Source organism: Rossellomorea sp. NPDC077527 (assembly GCF_044542955.1).
Taxonomy (GTDB): domain Bacteria; phylum Bacillota; class Bacilli; order Bacillales; family Bacillaceae_B; genus Rossellomorea; species Rossellomorea aquimaris_E.
On sequence record NZ_JBITVL010000016.1, the window covers coordinates 659 to 15,551 of the forward strand.

Here is a 14,893-nt window from a genome sequence, read left to right on the forward strand (position 1 = left end):
ACCATATCCACGCTCAAGTGGTTCTACGACGAACTTTCCATATGTGGCATCATCGCTGATCTCAACCGTTTCAATTTTTGGCTTTTCAATTTCGATCATTAATATTTACCCTCCTTCAAAACGTCGAAACTCCGGGCTAAATAATATAAAGTCCGAAATTCCCCATGTTTACGTTCCCTATTGTGCACCAACAACTGGTTACTTTTCTGAATGAACGTATCTTGTATCATATCCCATTATAGACAACGATACAAAATTTATACAGAAAATTAAACGCGGCGACGTTTTGGTGGACGGCATCCATTATGAGGAACTGGAGTAACGTCTCTGATTGCAGTAACTTCTAGACCTGCTGCTTGAAGAGCACGGATAGCTGCTTCACGACCAGCACCAGGGCCTTTAACTGTTACTTCAAGAGTTTTTAAACCATGTTCTTGAGAAGCTTTAGCTGCTGTTTCAGCTGCCATTTGCGCTGCGAATGGAGTAGATTTACGAGAACCTCTGAATCCTAGTGAACCTGCACTTGACCAAGCAACAGCATTTCCGTGAACATCAGTAATAGTTACGATTGTGTTATTGAATGTAGAACGAATGTGAGCAATACCAGCTTCGATATTCTTTTTCACACGACGTTTACGAGTGTTTGTTTTACGTGCCATACTAAGAAGTAACCTCCTTTACCTATTATTTTTTCTTGTTAGCTACAGTCTTACGAGGACCTTTACGTGTACGAGCATTGTTCTTCGTATGTTGTCCACGAACAGGTAGTCCACGACGGTGACGAAGACCGCGGTATGAACCGATTTCCATAAGACGTTTGATGTTTAGTGATACTTCACGACGAAGATCACCTTCTACTTTTAATTTATCAACGATATCACGGATCTTTCCTAGTTCGTCGTCAGTAAGATCGCGAACGCGAGTATCCTCAGATACACCTGCTTCAGATAAGATTTTCGCTGCAGTATTTTTACCAATACCGTAGATGTATGTTAATGAAATGACAACACGTTTGTCACGTGGAATGTCTACACCAGCAATACGTGCCATAGTGATAGCGCACCTCCTTTAAGATTAGCCTTGTTTTTGTTTGTGTTTAGGGTTTTCACAGATAACCATGACTTTACCTTTTCTACGAATAACTTTACATTTTTCGCAGATTGGCTTAACAGATGGTCTAACTTTCATCTTATTCTAACCTCCTTAATAGTACGGAGTGCAATAGATTATTTATAACGATAAGTGATTCTACCACGAGTCAAGTCATACGGTGATAATTCTACTGTTACCTTGTCACCAGGTAGGATACGAATGAAATGCATACGGATCTTTCCTGAAACATGTGCCAGTACTGTATGACCATTTTCTAATTCTACCTTAAACATCGCATTGGGCAAAGTCTCGGCGACCTTACCTTCAACTTCAATTACATCATCCTTAGCCATCGAACATGTCTCCCTTCTTCTCATCATTTAATACTTCGTTAACAAACTTTGAAACAGCATAGCGCAGTTTACCGTTCGTTACCCTGCCTGATTCTATAATACTGTTTTGAACTTCTGGAGAAACATAGTCACACAGGTGAAGGTGAGCGATGTTCTTTCGCTTGGCGCGATCAAACTTTCGTCTATCCCCATCTGCTATGAGTACAAAACGTTCATCCAACTGCTGAACAACGACCGAGTAGCTGCCTGTTTCTCTCCCTTTAAGGGTTTGAACAATTTGGCCAATCCTCGGTACCGTCGAATCTGACTCGATCAATCCAATCACCTTCACTTAGGCTTTCGTCAATATCTCATAGCCGTCTTCAGTAATGGCAATGGTGTGTTCAAAGTGCGCACACATTTTATCATCTACTGTGACGACTGTCCAGTTATCTGATAACGTTCTAACATATCGACTACCTGCATTAACCATTGGTTCAATAGCCAGTACCATGCCAGGCTTTAAACGCGGACCTTTGTTGGGTGGCCCATAATGAGGAATTTGAGGGTCCTCATGTAAGTCTTGACCAACTCCGTGTCCTACATACTCCCGAACGATTGAAAAGCCATTTGCCTCAACAAAAGTTTGTATACTATGAGAGATATTCGACAGACGCTCGCCTGGTTTCGCTTCCTTAAGTCCAAGGAATAATGATTCCTCTGTTACATCCAGAAGCTTCTGGGTTTCATCATCTATTGTTCCAACTGGATAAGTCCAAGCTGAGTCGCCGTGATAACCGTTATATTTAGCACCGATATCGATGCTGATTATATCGCCATCCTTTAATACCCGATCGCCTGGAATTCCATGTACCAACTCATTGTTGACTGAAGCACAGATGCTGCCACGAAACCCATTATACCCTTTAAAAGATGGAATTGCATCATGTTTACGAATGAATTTTTCAGCAATTGCATCCAATTCCTTCGTCGTAATTCCCGGAGAAATATACTTTTGCAATTCCGCATGAGTTAATGCAACGATCTTTCCAGCATGCCGCATAATCTCAATCTCTCTCGGAGTTTTAGAAATGATCATTATGAAAGGCCTCCAAGTAGTTCATCAATGTCATCAAACACTCTATGGATGTCTTGTTGACCGTCAATGTTTTTCAGATAGCCTTTGTCTTCGTAGTAAGCCAATAGCGGCTGGGTTTGTTTGATGTTAACGTCCAAACGGTTTTGGACCGTTTCTTCGTTATCGTCTGCGCGTTGATATAATTCACCACCGCAGCGATCACAAACACCCTCTTCTGTTGGCGGATTAAAGACAAGATGATAAGTAGCGCCGCACTCTTTACAGATCCTGCGACCTGTCAAGCGCTCCATCAGGATGTCCTTATCTACATTTATATTAATGACATAATTCATTTTTTTACCAAGATCAGCTAGGATGTTTTCAAGTGCTTCTGCCTGAGCAACCGTTCTTGGAAACCCATCCAGTAAGAAGCCTTTTTCACAGTCCTCTTTGCTTAAACGTTCACGAACGATACCGATTGTCACTTCATCAGGAACAAGATCGCCATTATCCATGAATGATTTAGCCTTCAAGCCTAGTTCAGTACCTTCTTTAATAGCTGCACGGAACATATCGCCTGTAGAGATATGGGGGATACCATATTTATCTACGATTTTTTCAGCTTGAGTGCCTTTACCTGCGCCTGGTAAGCCCATAAGAACTATATTCACTCGTACTCCCCCTAATTGTCTATAAAATGGTTTCAGGAACAGGACGTTCCCGAAAACCCTCTTATTTAATAAATCCTTTGTAGTGACGTTTCACTAACTGCGCCTCTAGCTGCTTCATTGTCTCAAGTGCAACCCCTACTACGATCAGTAAGCTTGTTCCACCGATTTGAGCTGCAGGTGGTAGACCTGCAAAGTTAATGAAGAATACTGGAAGGACTGCAATGACAGCTAAGAAAATAGCCCCAACAAATGTTAGACGATACAGAACGCGAGTGAGATACTCTTGTGTGGTTTTACCTGGACGAATACCAGGGATATATCCACCTTGTTTCTTCAAGTTTTCAGCCATTTGTTCTGGATTCACTTGAATGAAAGCATAGAAATACGTAAAGGCAATGATCAGAGCTACATAGATGATCATACCAACTGGTTTGGTGTAATCAAAGATGTACTGGATCGTACTGGTCACATCATTATCTCCAAAGAAAGATGAAATGGTCTGTGGCGTGATTATGAAAGAAATCGCAAAGATTACTGGAATAACACCCGCAGCATTTACCTTTAATGGTAGATGTGTTGATTGTCCACCAACCGGACTACGCCCCACTAAACGTTTTGCATATTGAATCGGAATTTTACGAAGTGCTTGTTGAATAAACACGACACCAACAACGATTGCAATAACTGCTAAAACAAGAAGTGCAAGAACCACAATGCGAAGGAAGAGCTCTTGGCCTGCCCCTTCGATTTGTTGAGCATAGATTTGGTTTACAGTGTTAGGGATTGCAGCAACGATACCTGCAAAGATCAGGATCGAAATTCCGTTCCCAACACCTTTAGCTGTAATTTGTTCACCAAGCCACATAAGAAAAGCCGTACCAGCCGTTAGAACTAACGCTATTAGTAGGTACGTACTGACTCCCGGGCTTTGGATAAGCATTCCACTATAAATTCTATTGAAGCCATAGGACATGCCTAGAGCCTGGATGAATCCAAGAATGATCGTGAAATAACGTGTGAACTGAGCTAACTTGCGGCGACCGACTTCACCCTGCTTAGACCACTCAGTGAACTTCGGTACAACATCCATTTGAAGAAGCTGTACAATAATCGAAGCTGTGATATAAGGCATGATTCCCATCGCGAAGATGGAGAAGTTCTTTAATGCACCGCCACCAAATGTATTCAGGAATCCAAGGATCCCCGCCTGGTCTTGCATTTTCAATACATTAGCGTCTACGTTTGGTACCGGAATAAAGGTACCAAGACGGAAGACAATTAACATTAGAAGGGTGAAGATAATTTTATTTCTTATATCACCCACGCGCATAAAATTGGAGACAGTTTGAAACATTAGATCACCTCGGATGTACCGCCAGCAGCTTCGATAGCTTCTTTAGCAGTGGTTGAGAATTTGTGTGCTTTTACTGTAAGCTTTTTCTCGATTGAACCTTTACCAAGAATCTTAATACCTGCTTTTTCGTTACTTACTACGCCAGATTCTACAAGTAGAGCTGGAGTAACTTCTGTACCATCTTCGAAGCGATTCAATGCGTCAAGATTGACGATTGCATATTCTTTACGATTGATGTTTGTGAATCCACGTTTTGGTAGACGTTGGAATAATGGTGTTTGACCACCTTCAAAGCCAGGACGAGTTCCGCCACCTGAACGGGCGTTTTGACCTTTGTGACCTTTACCTGCAGTCTTTCCATTACCTGAACCAATACCACGTCCTACACGATTGCGGACTTTACGTGAACCTTCAGTAGGTTTTAACTCATGTAATTTCATGTCGGCACCTCCTTCTTTTAAGGGTTATATATTACTTCTCAGTTACTGTAACAAGGTGGGCAACTTTGTTGATCATGCCGCGGATTGCAGCATTATCTTGTTGCTCAACTGTTTGGTGCATTTTGCGAAGTCCTAAAGCTTCAACCGTTTTACGTTGATCTTGAGGACGGCCAATGATGCTGCGAGTGAGGGTAATTTCTAGTTTGTTAGCCATCGTTATCCCTCCCTTAACCTAAGATCTCTTCTACTGATTTACCACGTAGTTTAGCTACGTCTTCAGCACGCTTTAATTGTTTTAAACCTTCGATTGTAGCGCGAACCATGTTAATTGGAGTGTTAGATCCTAATGATTTAGATAGGATATCTTGAACACCAGCTAATTCAAGTACGGCACGAACAGGTCCACCGGCGATGATTCCTGTACCCGCAGAAGCAGGTTTGATCAGGATCTGACCAGCACCAAAACGTCCAGTTACTAGGTGAGGAGTTGTACCTTCAACCATAGGAACTTCAATTAGATTTTTCTTCGCATCTTCAATCGCTTTACGGATTGCATCAGGTACTTCCTGAGCTTTCCCAGTTCCGAAACCAACGTGACCGTTTTTGTCGCCCACTACTACAAGAGCAGCGAAACGGAAACGACGTCCACCTTTAACTACTTTCGCAACACGATTGATTGTAACTACGCGTTCTTCAAATTCTAGTTTGCTTGGATCAATACGACGCATCTGGATTGTCCCTCCTTTTTTTATTAAAATTCTAAGCCGTTTTCACGAGCTGCTTCAGCCAAAGCTTTGATACGGCCATGATATAAATATCCACCACGGTCAAATACTACGGATTTTAATCCTTTTTCTACAGCACGTTTTGCAACTAGTTCTCCAACTTTTGCAGCAGCATCAGTTGTTGCAGAAGAATCTAAGTTGAAATCTTTATCTTGAGAAGATGCACTAACTAGAGTAACACCATTCATATCATCGATAAGTTGAGCGTAGATATTTTTGTTAGAACGGAAAACGTTCAAACGAGGACGAGTTTCAGTTCCAGTAATCTTTGAACGGACACGAGCATGTCTTTTCTTACGTGTTTTGTTCTTATCTGGCTTAGTAATCACCTACGGTCACTCCTTTCTTTTGCCTACGCGGCATTATTTACCTGTTTTACCTTCTTTACGACGAACATATTCACCTTCGTAGCGAATACCTTTTCCTTTGTAAGGCTCAGGAGAGCGTACAGCACGAATGTTAGCAGCTAATGCTCCAACACGTTCTTTGTCGATACCTTTAATAGATATCTTTGTATTAGCCGGTACTTCGATCTCGATACCTTGTTCTGGTTCGATCTCAACTGGGTGAGAGTAACCAACGTTAAGCACAAGCTTCGTACCTTGTTTTTGAGCACGGTAACCTACACCGACAAGCTCAAGATTTCTTTGGAATCCTTTAGATACACCTTCAACCATGTTCGCGATTAGGGCACGAGTTGTACCGTGTAACGCGCGGTGTTCTTTTGCATCAGAAGGACGAGTAACTGTCGCTACGTTTCCTTCTAATTCAACTTTAATATCAGAATTGAATGTACGAGAAAGTTCCCCTTTAGGTCCTTTTACAGTTACAGTGTTATCTTCACTTACTGTTAGAGTAACGTCAGATGGAATTTCTACTGGTAGTTTTCCTACACGTGACATCCTGTTGCACCTCCATTCATATAAAAAATATTACCAAACGTAAGCTAGTACTTCTCCGCCTACTTGTTGAGCACGAGCTTCTTTATCAGTTAAAACACCTGTAGAAGTTGAAACAAGTGCGATACCTAAACCGTTTAGTACTTTAGGTACCTCTGTTGATTTTGCATATACACGTAAACCAGGTTTAGAGATACGCTTTAATCCAGTAATTACGCGTTCGTTGTTTGCTCCATATTTCAAGAAAATGCGGATAACACCTTGCTTGTTATCTTCTACATATTCTACGTCACGTACGAAACCTTCACGTTTAAGGATTTCTGCAATTTCTTTCTTGATGTTAGAAGCAGGAACTTCTAATCTTTCGTGACGAACCATGTTCGCATTACGGATGCGAGTAAGCAAATCTGCAATTGGATCTGTCATTGTCATAATAATTTACCTCCTTCCCAATATAGGGTATTACCAACTAGCTTTCTTAACGCCAGGAATCTGACCCTTGTATGCAAGTTCACGGAAACAAATACGGCAAAGCTTGAATTTACGGATTACTGAATGAGGACGTCCGCAACGTTCGCAACGAGTGTACGCTTGAACATTATGCTTTGGCGCGCGTTTTTGTTTCGCAATCATAGATTTTTTAGCCACATTTTCGCCTCCCTTATATAGCGATTACTTTTGGAATGGCATTCCGATTTGTGTCAATAATTCACGAGCTTCTTCGTCTGTGTTCGCAGTTGTTACGATTACGATATCCATACCGCGTACTTTAGACACTTTATCATAATCAATCTCAGGGAAAATCAATTGCTCTTTAACTCCTAATGTGTAGTTACCGCGACCGTCGAATGCTTTTTTAGAAACACCACGGAAGTCACGTACACGTGGAAGTGAAACAGAAATTAATTTATCTAAGAATTGGTACATACGCTCTCCGCGTAGAGTAACTTTTGCACCGATTGGCATACCTTCACGAAGACGGAAGCCTGCGATAGATTTTTTAGCTTTTGTTACAACTGGTTTTTGACCAGTGATTTGAGTCAATTCGTCAACAGCTACATCAAGAGCTTTTGAGTTTTGAACTGCGTCACCGATACCCATGTTGACAACGATCTTTTCAACTTTAGGTACTTCCATTACTGATTTGTAATTGAATTTGCTAACTAGAGCTGGACTGATTTCTTGTTGAAATTTTTCTTTTAGGCGGTTCATTCAGAATACCTCCCTTCTTAATCGTACTATTTATCTAGAACTTCACCTGATTTTTTTGCTACACGTACTTTTTTGCCGTCTTCTGTCTTATAACCTACACGAGTTGGCTCGTTAGATTTCGGATCTAGAAGCATAACATTTGATACATGGATAGATGCTTCCTGGCTGATGATTCCGCCTTGCGGGTTCATCTGTGAAGGCTTAGCGTGTTTTTTCACAACGTTGATACCTTCAACTAGCACTCGGTCTTTCTTTGGGAATGAAGCAAGAACAACACCTGTTTTGCCTTTGTCTTTCCCAGTAATGACCATTACTTTATCGCCTTTTTTTACATGCATTTCATCGCACCTCCTTGAATGGCCCAATGCTAATATCTATTAAAGAACTTCTGGAGCTAAAGATACAATTTTCATAAAGTTACTGTCGCGTAGTTCACGGGCAACAGGTCCGAAGATACGAGTTCCACGTGGTCCTTTATCGTCACGGATAATGACACAAGCGTTCTCGTCGAACTTGATGTAAGTACCATCTTGACGACGTACACCAGACTTAGTACGTACAACAACCGCTTTAACTACGTCACCTTTTTTAACAACGCCACCTGGTGTTGCTTGTTTTACTGTACACACGATAACATCACCGATGTTAGCTGTCTTGCGTCCAGAACCACCAAGCACTTTGATAGTTAATACTTCACGAGCACCAGAGTTGTCAGCAACTTTTAAACGTGATTCTTGTTGAATCATGTAGGTAACCTCCCTTCGGAATATAAAATATCCGAACAAATATATTAGATAATAACTGCTTTTTCAACAACTTCTACTAAACGGAAACGTTTTGTAGCAGATAGTGGACGAGTCTCCATGATACGTACGATATCGCCTACTTTTGCTTCGTTGTTCTCATCATGAGTTTTAAACTTCTTAGAGTACTTAACGCGCTTGCCGTATAGAGAATGCTTTTTATAAGTTTCTACCATAACCGTTACTGTTTTATCCATTTTGTCGGAAACAACACGGCCAGTGTATACCTTACGTTGGTTGCGGTCACTCATTTAAGCAAACCTCCTCTCATTTATCGATTGTTAACCCCGATCTCTCTTTCACGGATTACAGTTTTCATACGAGCGATCCCTTTGCGGACTTCACGGATGCGAGCTGTGTTTTCTAATTGTCCAGTCGCAAGTTGGAAGCGAAGGTTAAATAACTCTTCTTTCAGAGTCTTTACTTTTTGTTCAATTTCAGCAGTGGTTAGGTCACGAATTTCATTAGTTTTCATTTGATTCACCACCAATTTCCTCACGTTTTACAAACTTCGTTTTGATTGGAAGTTTATGTGATGCTAGACGAAGTGCTTCACGAGCTACCTCTTCAGAAACACCAGCGATTTCAAACATGATTTTTCCAGGCTTAACTACTGCTACCCAACCTTCTGGAGCACCTTTACCTGAACCCATACGTACTTCTAAAGGTTTTGCAGTGTAAGGTTTATGAGGGAAGATTTTAATCCATACTTTACCGCCACGTTTCATGTAACGAGTCATAGCGATACGAGCTGATTCGATTTGACGGTTAGTGATCCAAGAAGCCTCAACTGCTTGTAAACCGTATTCACCGAACGCTACTTCTTGACCGCCTTTAGCACGTCCACGCATTTTTCCACGGTGTTCGCGACGATGTTTAACGCGTTTAGGTAATAACATAATTAGTTGCCTCCTTCCTCAGATTTCTTTCTTGTAGGAAGAACTTCTCCACGATAGATCCATACTTTAACGCCAAGCTTACCATAAGTTGTGTCAGCTTCTGCATGAGCATAGTCAATGTCAGCGCGTAGAGTATGAAGTGGAACAGTACCTTCACTGTAATGTTCTGCACGAGCGATATCTGCTCCGCCTAGACGACCAGATACTTGTGTTTTGATTCCTTTTGCACCAGCACGCATCGCACGTTGGATTGATTGCTTCTGAGCACGACGGAAAGAAACACGATTTTCTAATTGACGAGCAATGTTTTCAGCTACTAATTTAGCATCAACGTCAGCTCTTTTGATTTCAACGATGTTGATGTGTACACGTTTTGAAGTAAGTTCGTTAAGTGCTTTACGAAGTGCTTCAACTTCTGTACCACCTTTACCGATAACCATACCAGGCTTAGCTGTATGAACGGTAATGTTAATACGGTTTGCTGCGCGCTCGATTTCTACTTTAGAAACAGAAGCGTCAACTAAACGTTTTGCAATATATTCACGTACTTTAATGTCTTCGTGTAATAGATTAGCGTAATCTTTATCTGCGTACCATTTAGATTCCCAATCACGGATTATACCGACACGAAGTCCGACCGGATGTACTTTTTGACCCACAGCTTATCCCTCCTTCTTTTCTGATACGACAAGTGTAATGTGACTTGTACGTTTGTTAATTTGACTTGCACGTCCCATCGCACGAGGACGGAAACGTTTAAGTGTTGGTCCTTCATTTACATAAGCCTCAGTTACCACTAGGCTATTAATATCCATGTCAAAGTTGTGCTCTGCGTTCGCAATAGCAGACTTAAGTACTTTTTCGATTACTGGTGAAGCAGCTTTAGGTGTATGCTTTAAGATAGCAACCGCTTCTCCAACTTGCTTACCTCGGATTAGATCAACGACTAAACGTACTTTACGAGGAGCAATACGTACTGTTCTTGCAACAGCTTTTGCTTGCATTAGGATACCCTCCTCTCAATTAGCGTCTTGTTTTCTTATCATCACTTGCATGACCTTTGTAAGTACGAGATGGTGCGAATTCACCAAGCTTGTGTCCTACCATGTCTTCAGTGACGTATACAGGTACATGTTTACGACCATCGTAAACTGCGATAGTGTGACCGATGAATGCTGGGAAGATCGTTGAGCGACGAGACCAAGTTTTCACAACTTGTTTGCCTTCAGTTTCGTTCAATTTTTCGATCTTAGTCATTAAATGATCATCAACAAAAGGTCCTTTTTTTAAGCTACGACCCATGTTTGAACCTCCCTTCGTGATTGACCTACGGCTCTGTTCAGGAACCGTAGCACAATCCCGTTATTTTTTGCGACGACGCACAATAAATTTATCAGATTTGTTGTTTTTCTTACGTGTCTTGTATCCAAGAGTAGGTTTACCCCATGGAGACATTGGTGATTTACGTCCGATTGGAGCGCGTCCTTCACCACCACCGTGTGGGTGATCGTTAGGGTTCATTACAGAACCACGAACTGTTGGGCGTTTACCTAACCAACGAGAACGTCCTGCTTTACCAATGTTGATAAGTTCGTGCTGTTCATTTCCGACTTGACCTACAGTAGCACGACAAGCAGAAAGGATCATACGAGTTTCACCAGAGTTTAAACGTACAAGTACATATTTACCTTCTTTACCAAGTACTTGAGCAGATGTTCCAGCAGAACGAACTAACTGTCCACCTTTACCTGGTTTAAGTTCAATGTTGTGTACGATTGTACCAACTGGGATGTTGATAAGTGGTAATGCATTACCTACTTTGATATCTGCTTCAGGTCCAGACATTACTTCCATACCTACTTCGATTGTTTTCGGAGCCAGGATGTAACGTTTTTCCCCATCAGCGTAATTAATTAGTGCAATGTTTGCAGAGCGGTTTGGATCGTATTCGATCGTAGCAACGCGTCCAGGTATACCATCTTTTTCACGTTTGAAATCGATGATACGGTATTGACGCTTGTGACCGCCACCTTGATGACGAACTGTTAACTTACCTTGGTTGTTACGGCCACCCTTTTTGTGTAGGGGTGCTAAAAGTGACTTTTCCGGAGAATCAGTTGTGATTTCAGCGAAATCAGAACTAGTCATTCCGCGACGACCATTAGAGGTAGGTTTATACTTTTTAATCGCCATGTTTTTCCCTCCTCTTCTTAATTAAAGAATTTTATACTTCAAAGAATTCGATTTCTTTACTGTCAGCAGTAAGTTTAACGATAGCTTTACGACGCTTGTTAGTGTAACCAGCGTGTTTACCCATACGCTTGAACTTACCTTTGTAGTTCATGATGTTTACTTTGTCTACTTTCACGTCAAAGATTTCTTGAACGGCGTCTTTTACTTGAGTTTTGTTGGCTCTAGTATCAACTTCGAAAGTATATTTTTTCTCAGACATAAGATCAGTTGAAGCCTCTGTAATTACGGGGCGCTTAATGATTTCACGTACATCCATTATGCGAGCACCTCCTCTACTTTTTCAACAGCTGATTTAGTCATCACTAGTTTGTCATGTCCTAATACATCCAGAACGCTAATTCCTTCTGCAGCAACAACAGTTACACCAGGGATGTTACGAGCTGAAAGTGCTACGTTTTCGTCAAGACCGTCAGTGATTACTAATGTTTTAGAATCAACAGAAAGACCTTTAAGAACGTTAGCAAATTCTTTTGTTTTAGGAGCATCGAATGATAATGCTTCTAATACTAAGATGTTTTCTTCTACTACTTTAGAAGAAAGTGCAGATTTAATCGCTAAGCGACGAACTTTCTTAGGAAGTTTGTAGCTGTAGCTGCGTGGAACTGGTCCAAATACAGTACCACCACCGCGCCATTGTGGAGAACGGATTGACCCTTGACGAGCACGACCTGTTCCTTTTTGACGCCAAGGCTTACGACCACCGCCACGTACTTCAGAACGATTTTTTACTTTGTGATTTCCTTGGCGTAAAGAAGCTCTTTGCATCAATACTGCTTCAGTCATCACGTGTGTGTTTGGTTCGATACCAAAAACAGTGTCATTAAGTTCGATATCTCCAACTTTAGAACCGCTTTGGTTAAATAATGCTACTTTCGGCATTCTTGTTTCCTCCTTTCTTGAAAAGTTCTATTAGTTTGCTTTAATAGCTGACTTTACTTTGATCAGTTGTTTCTTAGGTCCAGGTACATTACCTTTAACTAAGATAAGGTTACGCTCAGCATCAACTTTTACAATTTCAAGGTTTTGAATTGTAATTTGTTCTCCGCCCATACGTCCAGGTAGTAATTTACCTTTGAATACACGGTTCGGATCAACAGGACCCATTGAACCAGGACGACGGTGGTAACGAGAACCGTGAGACATTGGTCCGCGAGATTGGTTGTGACGCTTGATAGCACCTTGGAAACCTTTACCTTTTGAAACTCCTGTTACATCTACGATTTCGCCTGCTGCGAAAATATCAACTTTGACTTCTTGACCAACTTCGTACTCTTCTACGTTTACACCGCGGATTTCACGGATGAAGCGCTTAGGAGCAGTTTCAGCTTTAGCAACGTGGCCTCTCTCTGGTTTGTTAGAAAGCTTTTCACGTTTGTCTTCAAAACCTACTTGGATAGCTTCGTAGCCATCAACATCGATAGATTTCTTTTGAAGTACCACGTTTTGAGCAGCTTCGATAACAGTTACAGGGATAAGATCACCGTTTTCAGCGAAAACTTGAGTCATACCAATCTTTCTTCCTAAGATTCCTTTGGTCATAAGTCACACCTCCTAATTATTATGGTTTTTATGAATTAAAGTTTGATTTCGATATCTACACCTGATGGTAAGTCTAAACGCATAAGCGCATCAACTGTTTGAGGTGTTGGGTTTACAATGTCGATTAAGCGTTTATGTGTACGCATTTCGAATTGCTCACGAGAATCTTTGTATTTGTGCACAGCACGTAAGATTGTGTAAACAGACTTTTCTGTTGGTAGTGGGATCGGTCCAGAAACCGCCGCACCAGAACGTTTTGCTGTTTCAACAATTTTCTCAGCTGATTGATCAAGAATTCTGTGATCATAAGCCTTTAAACGGATACGAATCTTTTGTTTTGCCATTATTTTCCCTCCTTTATCGCCTATTTTTGAATAGACATTCTCCACAGAAATTTCCCACACACTCGCCATGGCAAAGCGGCCGTGTGTGTCAGCAACCTTCTGTTTCATCGCAGTCAAAGACCAACATTGTCTATTATAACTAAAACACCCAGAAGAAGCAAGAGTTTCTTGCAATTTCTTTATGTTTTGCACACTTTCTCTATTATACAAACGAACCGTGTTATTTTCAAGGATATGTGTTATTTTCACAATATTTAATATAACTCAAAATATATATCAGATAGAACATTTGATCAAAACGATTTTATTACTTTATACGTGAGTGTATGTTGATTTCCACTCCAGGCAGCTCGCTTTCCGCGGGGCTGGCGGTGAGCCTCCTCGGGCTTCTGCCCTGTGGGGTCATAAGATCCAGCTACGGCGGCTAGTCCCTCGAGGTCATAAGTCAAATCAACCAAAAAGGCAAAGAACGCCTTTCCGGTTGATTCGCCTTATGCTTGTCGGGCCTGACCAAGCCGCCTCTGCTTTTCATCCTGTCCCACGTTTCCCGCAGGAGTCGAGCTGCCTTCCGTTCCAATCAACAATGGGTTTTGAATTCATGCTTACAATTATGGTAGTAGTTCCTCTATCCTTTATATAAGCAAATTGGTGATAGTAACCTTAATACCTTAATGCTCCATTATGAATTTGTACAATACTTTATATATAGAAGGAACTCACTTATTAGCCCTCAATCATGATGGTTCTAGGCTCCAAGTCAAAGAACATTAAGTGATTGGAATAAATGTATCGATTCGAAAAATCGTTCTTCCTTTTTTGATCGGCAGCTCAAATTTTAATTATTTTAAGACAGCACCCTGAATTCTGCAGTCGTCAGCTGTTGATTGGAGTGCAAGACGGAGACTCCTTCGGGAAAGCGAAATTGGACGAAAAGCGGAGGGGGCTTGTTCAGCCCCGACAAGCATAAGATGAATGGGGTAAGAAGGCGTTTTTTGCCTTCTTGGACCATTTAGCTAATGACCTCGAGGGGCTAGCCGCCGGAGCTAGACAGGGGAGACCCCGCAGGAGCTAGACAGGGGAGACCCCGCAGGAGCGATATGCACTGGACCCATAAAGTTGGACACTTATTTTCTATGCAGCTAATTCGGTGTTAACCCGATAAGCTACCGGACTTTTTCGTTTTAACCTTGAT

General features: G+C 41.5%; 29 protein-coding genes and 1 pseudogene. All 30 read right to left on the bottom strand.

Annotated features, from left to right (window positions below):
- Positions 1–99: pseudogene (locus ACIGG7_RS23380) on the bottom strand (DNA-directed RNA polymerase subunit alpha); the annotation flags it as partial.
- 170 nt (positions 100–269) lie between these two features.
- On the bottom strand, positions 270–659 hold the full coding sequence (gene rpsK / locus ACIGG7_RS23385) for a 30S ribosomal protein S11 (protein WP_032085294.1): 390 nt from the start codon (positions 657–659) through the stop codon (positions 270–272).
- A gap of 25 nt (positions 660–684) precedes the next feature.
- Positions 685–1,050 (bottom strand): 30S ribosomal protein S13, encoded by a 366-nt coding sequence (gene rpsM / locus ACIGG7_RS23390; protein ID WP_034765943.1) that lies wholly within the window; start codon positions 1,048–1,050, stop codon positions 685–687.
- A gap of 24 nt (positions 1,051–1,074) precedes the next feature.
- Entirely contained in the window at positions 1,075–1,188 is a 114-nt protein-coding gene (gene rpmJ, locus ACIGG7_RS23395) for a 50S ribosomal protein L36 (protein WP_003156543.1), read from the bottom strand.
- Between the two features lie 38 nt (positions 1,189–1,226).
- Positions 1,227–1,445, bottom strand: a complete 219-nt coding sequence (infA, locus tag ACIGG7_RS23400) for a translation initiation factor IF-1 (RefSeq protein ID WP_034765945.1) — start codon at positions 1,443–1,445, stop codon at positions 1,227–1,229.
- On the bottom strand, positions 1,438–1,761 hold the full coding sequence (locus tag ACIGG7_RS23405; RefSeq protein WP_397551160.1) for an RNA-binding protein: 324 nt from the start codon (positions 1,759–1,761) through the stop codon (positions 1,438–1,440). The genes infA and ACIGG7_RS23405 overlap by 8 nt, the downstream gene beginning before the upstream one ends.
- Before the next feature lie 15 nt (positions 1,762–1,776).
- A complete protein-coding gene (map, locus tag ACIGG7_RS23410) occupies positions 1,777–2,523 on the bottom strand; it encodes a type I methionyl aminopeptidase (RefSeq protein WP_206857900.1) in 747 nt (248 codons plus the stop codon).
- Positions 2,523–3,173, bottom strand: coding sequence for an adenylate kinase (locus tag ACIGG7_RS23415; protein WP_034765951.1), 651 nt, complete (start codon positions 3,171–3,173; stop codon positions 2,523–2,525). The genes map and ACIGG7_RS23415 overlap by 1 nt, the downstream gene beginning before the upstream one ends.
- 61 nt (positions 3,174–3,234) lie before the next feature.
- Positions 3,235–4,527 (bottom strand): preprotein translocase subunit SecY, encoded by a 1,293-nt coding sequence (gene secY, locus ACIGG7_RS23420; protein ID WP_397551161.1) that lies wholly within the window; start codon positions 4,525–4,527, stop codon positions 3,235–3,237.
- A complete protein-coding gene (gene rplO, locus ACIGG7_RS23425; RefSeq protein WP_098353385.1) occupies positions 4,527–4,967 on the bottom strand; it encodes a 50S ribosomal protein L15 in 441 nt (146 codons plus the stop codon). Before rplO ends, secY begins: the two co-directional genes overlap by 1 nt.
- 31 nt (positions 4,968–4,998) lie before the next feature.
- Positions 4,999–5,181 carry a 50S ribosomal protein L30 gene (gene rpmD / locus ACIGG7_RS23430; RefSeq protein WP_034765956.1) on the bottom strand — a complete coding sequence of 61 codons (183 nt, stop codon included), beginning with the start codon at positions 5,179–5,181 and terminating at the stop codon, positions 4,999–5,001.
- A gap of 13 nt (positions 5,182–5,194) precedes the next feature.
- Entirely contained in the window at positions 5,195–5,695 is a 501-nt protein-coding gene (rpsE, locus tag ACIGG7_RS23435) for a 30S ribosomal protein S5 (RefSeq protein ID WP_044340531.1), read from the bottom strand.
- Positions 5,696–5,718: 23 nt separating this feature from the next.
- The gene (rplR, locus tag ACIGG7_RS23440) at positions 5,719–6,081 is read right to left on the bottom strand and encodes a 50S ribosomal protein L18 (protein ID WP_034765960.1); all 363 of its coding nucleotides are present in this window, start codon (positions 6,079–6,081) and stop codon (positions 5,719–5,721) included.
- A gap of 33 nt (positions 6,082–6,114) precedes the next feature.
- A complete protein-coding gene (gene rplF, locus ACIGG7_RS23445; RefSeq protein ID WP_397551162.1) occupies positions 6,115–6,654 on the bottom strand; it encodes a 50S ribosomal protein L6 in 540 nt (179 codons plus the stop codon).
- Positions 6,655–6,684: 30 nt separating this feature from the next.
- Entirely contained in the window at positions 6,685–7,083 is a 399-nt protein-coding gene (gene rpsH, locus ACIGG7_RS23450) for a 30S ribosomal protein S8 (protein WP_034765964.1), read from the bottom strand.
- A gap of 30 nt (positions 7,084–7,113) precedes the next feature.
- Entirely contained in the window at positions 7,114–7,299 is a 186-nt protein-coding gene (locus tag ACIGG7_RS23455) for a type Z 30S ribosomal protein S14 (RefSeq protein ID WP_044340528.1), read from the bottom strand.
- Positions 7,300–7,323: 24 nt separating this feature from the next.
- Complete coding sequence (gene rplE, locus ACIGG7_RS23460) at positions 7,324–7,863, bottom strand: 50S ribosomal protein L5 (protein WP_034765967.1); 540 nt, start codon at positions 7,861–7,863, stop codon at positions 7,324–7,326.
- Between the two features lie 26 nt (positions 7,864–7,889).
- A complete protein-coding gene (rplX, locus tag ACIGG7_RS23465) occupies positions 7,890–8,201 on the bottom strand; it encodes a 50S ribosomal protein L24 (RefSeq protein ID WP_034765969.1) in 312 nt (103 codons plus the stop codon).
- Positions 8,202–8,240: 39 nt separating this feature from the next.
- Positions 8,241–8,609 (bottom strand): 50S ribosomal protein L14, encoded by a 369-nt coding sequence (gene rplN, locus ACIGG7_RS23470; protein WP_032085280.1) that lies wholly within the window; start codon positions 8,607–8,609, stop codon positions 8,241–8,243.
- A 44-nt stretch (positions 8,610–8,653) separates the two neighbouring features.
- A complete protein-coding gene (rpsQ, locus tag ACIGG7_RS23475; protein ID WP_032085279.1) occupies positions 8,654–8,917 on the bottom strand; it encodes a 30S ribosomal protein S17 in 264 nt (87 codons plus the stop codon).
- A 20-nt stretch (positions 8,918–8,937) separates the two neighbouring features.
- Complete coding sequence (gene rpmC, locus ACIGG7_RS23480) at positions 8,938–9,141, bottom strand: 50S ribosomal protein L29 (RefSeq protein ID WP_032085278.1); 204 nt, start codon at positions 9,139–9,141, stop codon at positions 8,938–8,940.
- Positions 9,131–9,565 (bottom strand): 50S ribosomal protein L16, encoded by a 435-nt coding sequence (rplP, locus tag ACIGG7_RS23485; protein WP_034765971.1) that lies wholly within the window; start codon positions 9,563–9,565, stop codon positions 9,131–9,133. The genes rpmC and rplP overlap by 11 nt, the downstream gene beginning before the upstream one ends.
- Before the next feature lie 2 nt (positions 9,566–9,567).
- Entirely contained in the window at positions 9,568–10,224 is a 657-nt protein-coding gene (gene rpsC / locus ACIGG7_RS23490; RefSeq protein WP_224945499.1) for a 30S ribosomal protein S3, read from the bottom strand.
- A 3-nt stretch (positions 10,225–10,227) separates the two neighbouring features.
- On the bottom strand, positions 10,228–10,569 hold the full coding sequence (rplV, locus tag ACIGG7_RS23495) for a 50S ribosomal protein L22 (protein WP_034765976.1): 342 nt from the start codon (positions 10,567–10,569) through the stop codon (positions 10,228–10,230).
- A 19-nt stretch (positions 10,570–10,588) separates the two neighbouring features.
- Positions 10,589–10,867 (bottom strand): 30S ribosomal protein S19, encoded by a 279-nt coding sequence (rpsS, locus tag ACIGG7_RS23500; RefSeq protein WP_034765978.1) that lies wholly within the window; start codon positions 10,865–10,867, stop codon positions 10,589–10,591.
- A 60-nt stretch (positions 10,868–10,927) separates the two neighbouring features.
- A complete protein-coding gene (rplB, locus tag ACIGG7_RS23505) occupies positions 10,928–11,758 on the bottom strand; it encodes a 50S ribosomal protein L2 (RefSeq protein WP_044340525.1) in 831 nt (276 codons plus the stop codon).
- A gap of 31 nt (positions 11,759–11,789) precedes the next feature.
- Positions 11,790–12,074, bottom strand: coding sequence for a 50S ribosomal protein L23 (gene rplW, locus ACIGG7_RS23510; RefSeq protein WP_211201344.1), 285 nt, complete (start codon positions 12,072–12,074; stop codon positions 11,790–11,792).
- Positions 12,074–12,697: a 50S ribosomal protein L4 gene (rplD, locus tag ACIGG7_RS23515; protein ID WP_219166396.1), complete on the bottom strand. Its 624-nt coding sequence runs from the start codon at positions 12,695–12,697 to the stop codon at positions 12,074–12,076. The genes rplW and rplD overlap by 1 nt, the downstream gene beginning before the upstream one ends.
- A 30-nt stretch (positions 12,698–12,727) precedes the next feature.
- Positions 12,728–13,357, bottom strand: coding sequence for a 50S ribosomal protein L3 (gene rplC / locus ACIGG7_RS23520; RefSeq protein ID WP_044340523.1), 630 nt, complete (start codon positions 13,355–13,357; stop codon positions 12,728–12,730).
- Between the two features lie 35 nt (positions 13,358–13,392).
- Positions 13,393–13,701, bottom strand: a complete 309-nt coding sequence (gene rpsJ, locus ACIGG7_RS23525; protein WP_007085291.1) for a 30S ribosomal protein S10 — start codon at positions 13,699–13,701, stop codon at positions 13,393–13,395.
- Positions 13,702–14,893: the final 1,192 nt, after the last annotated feature.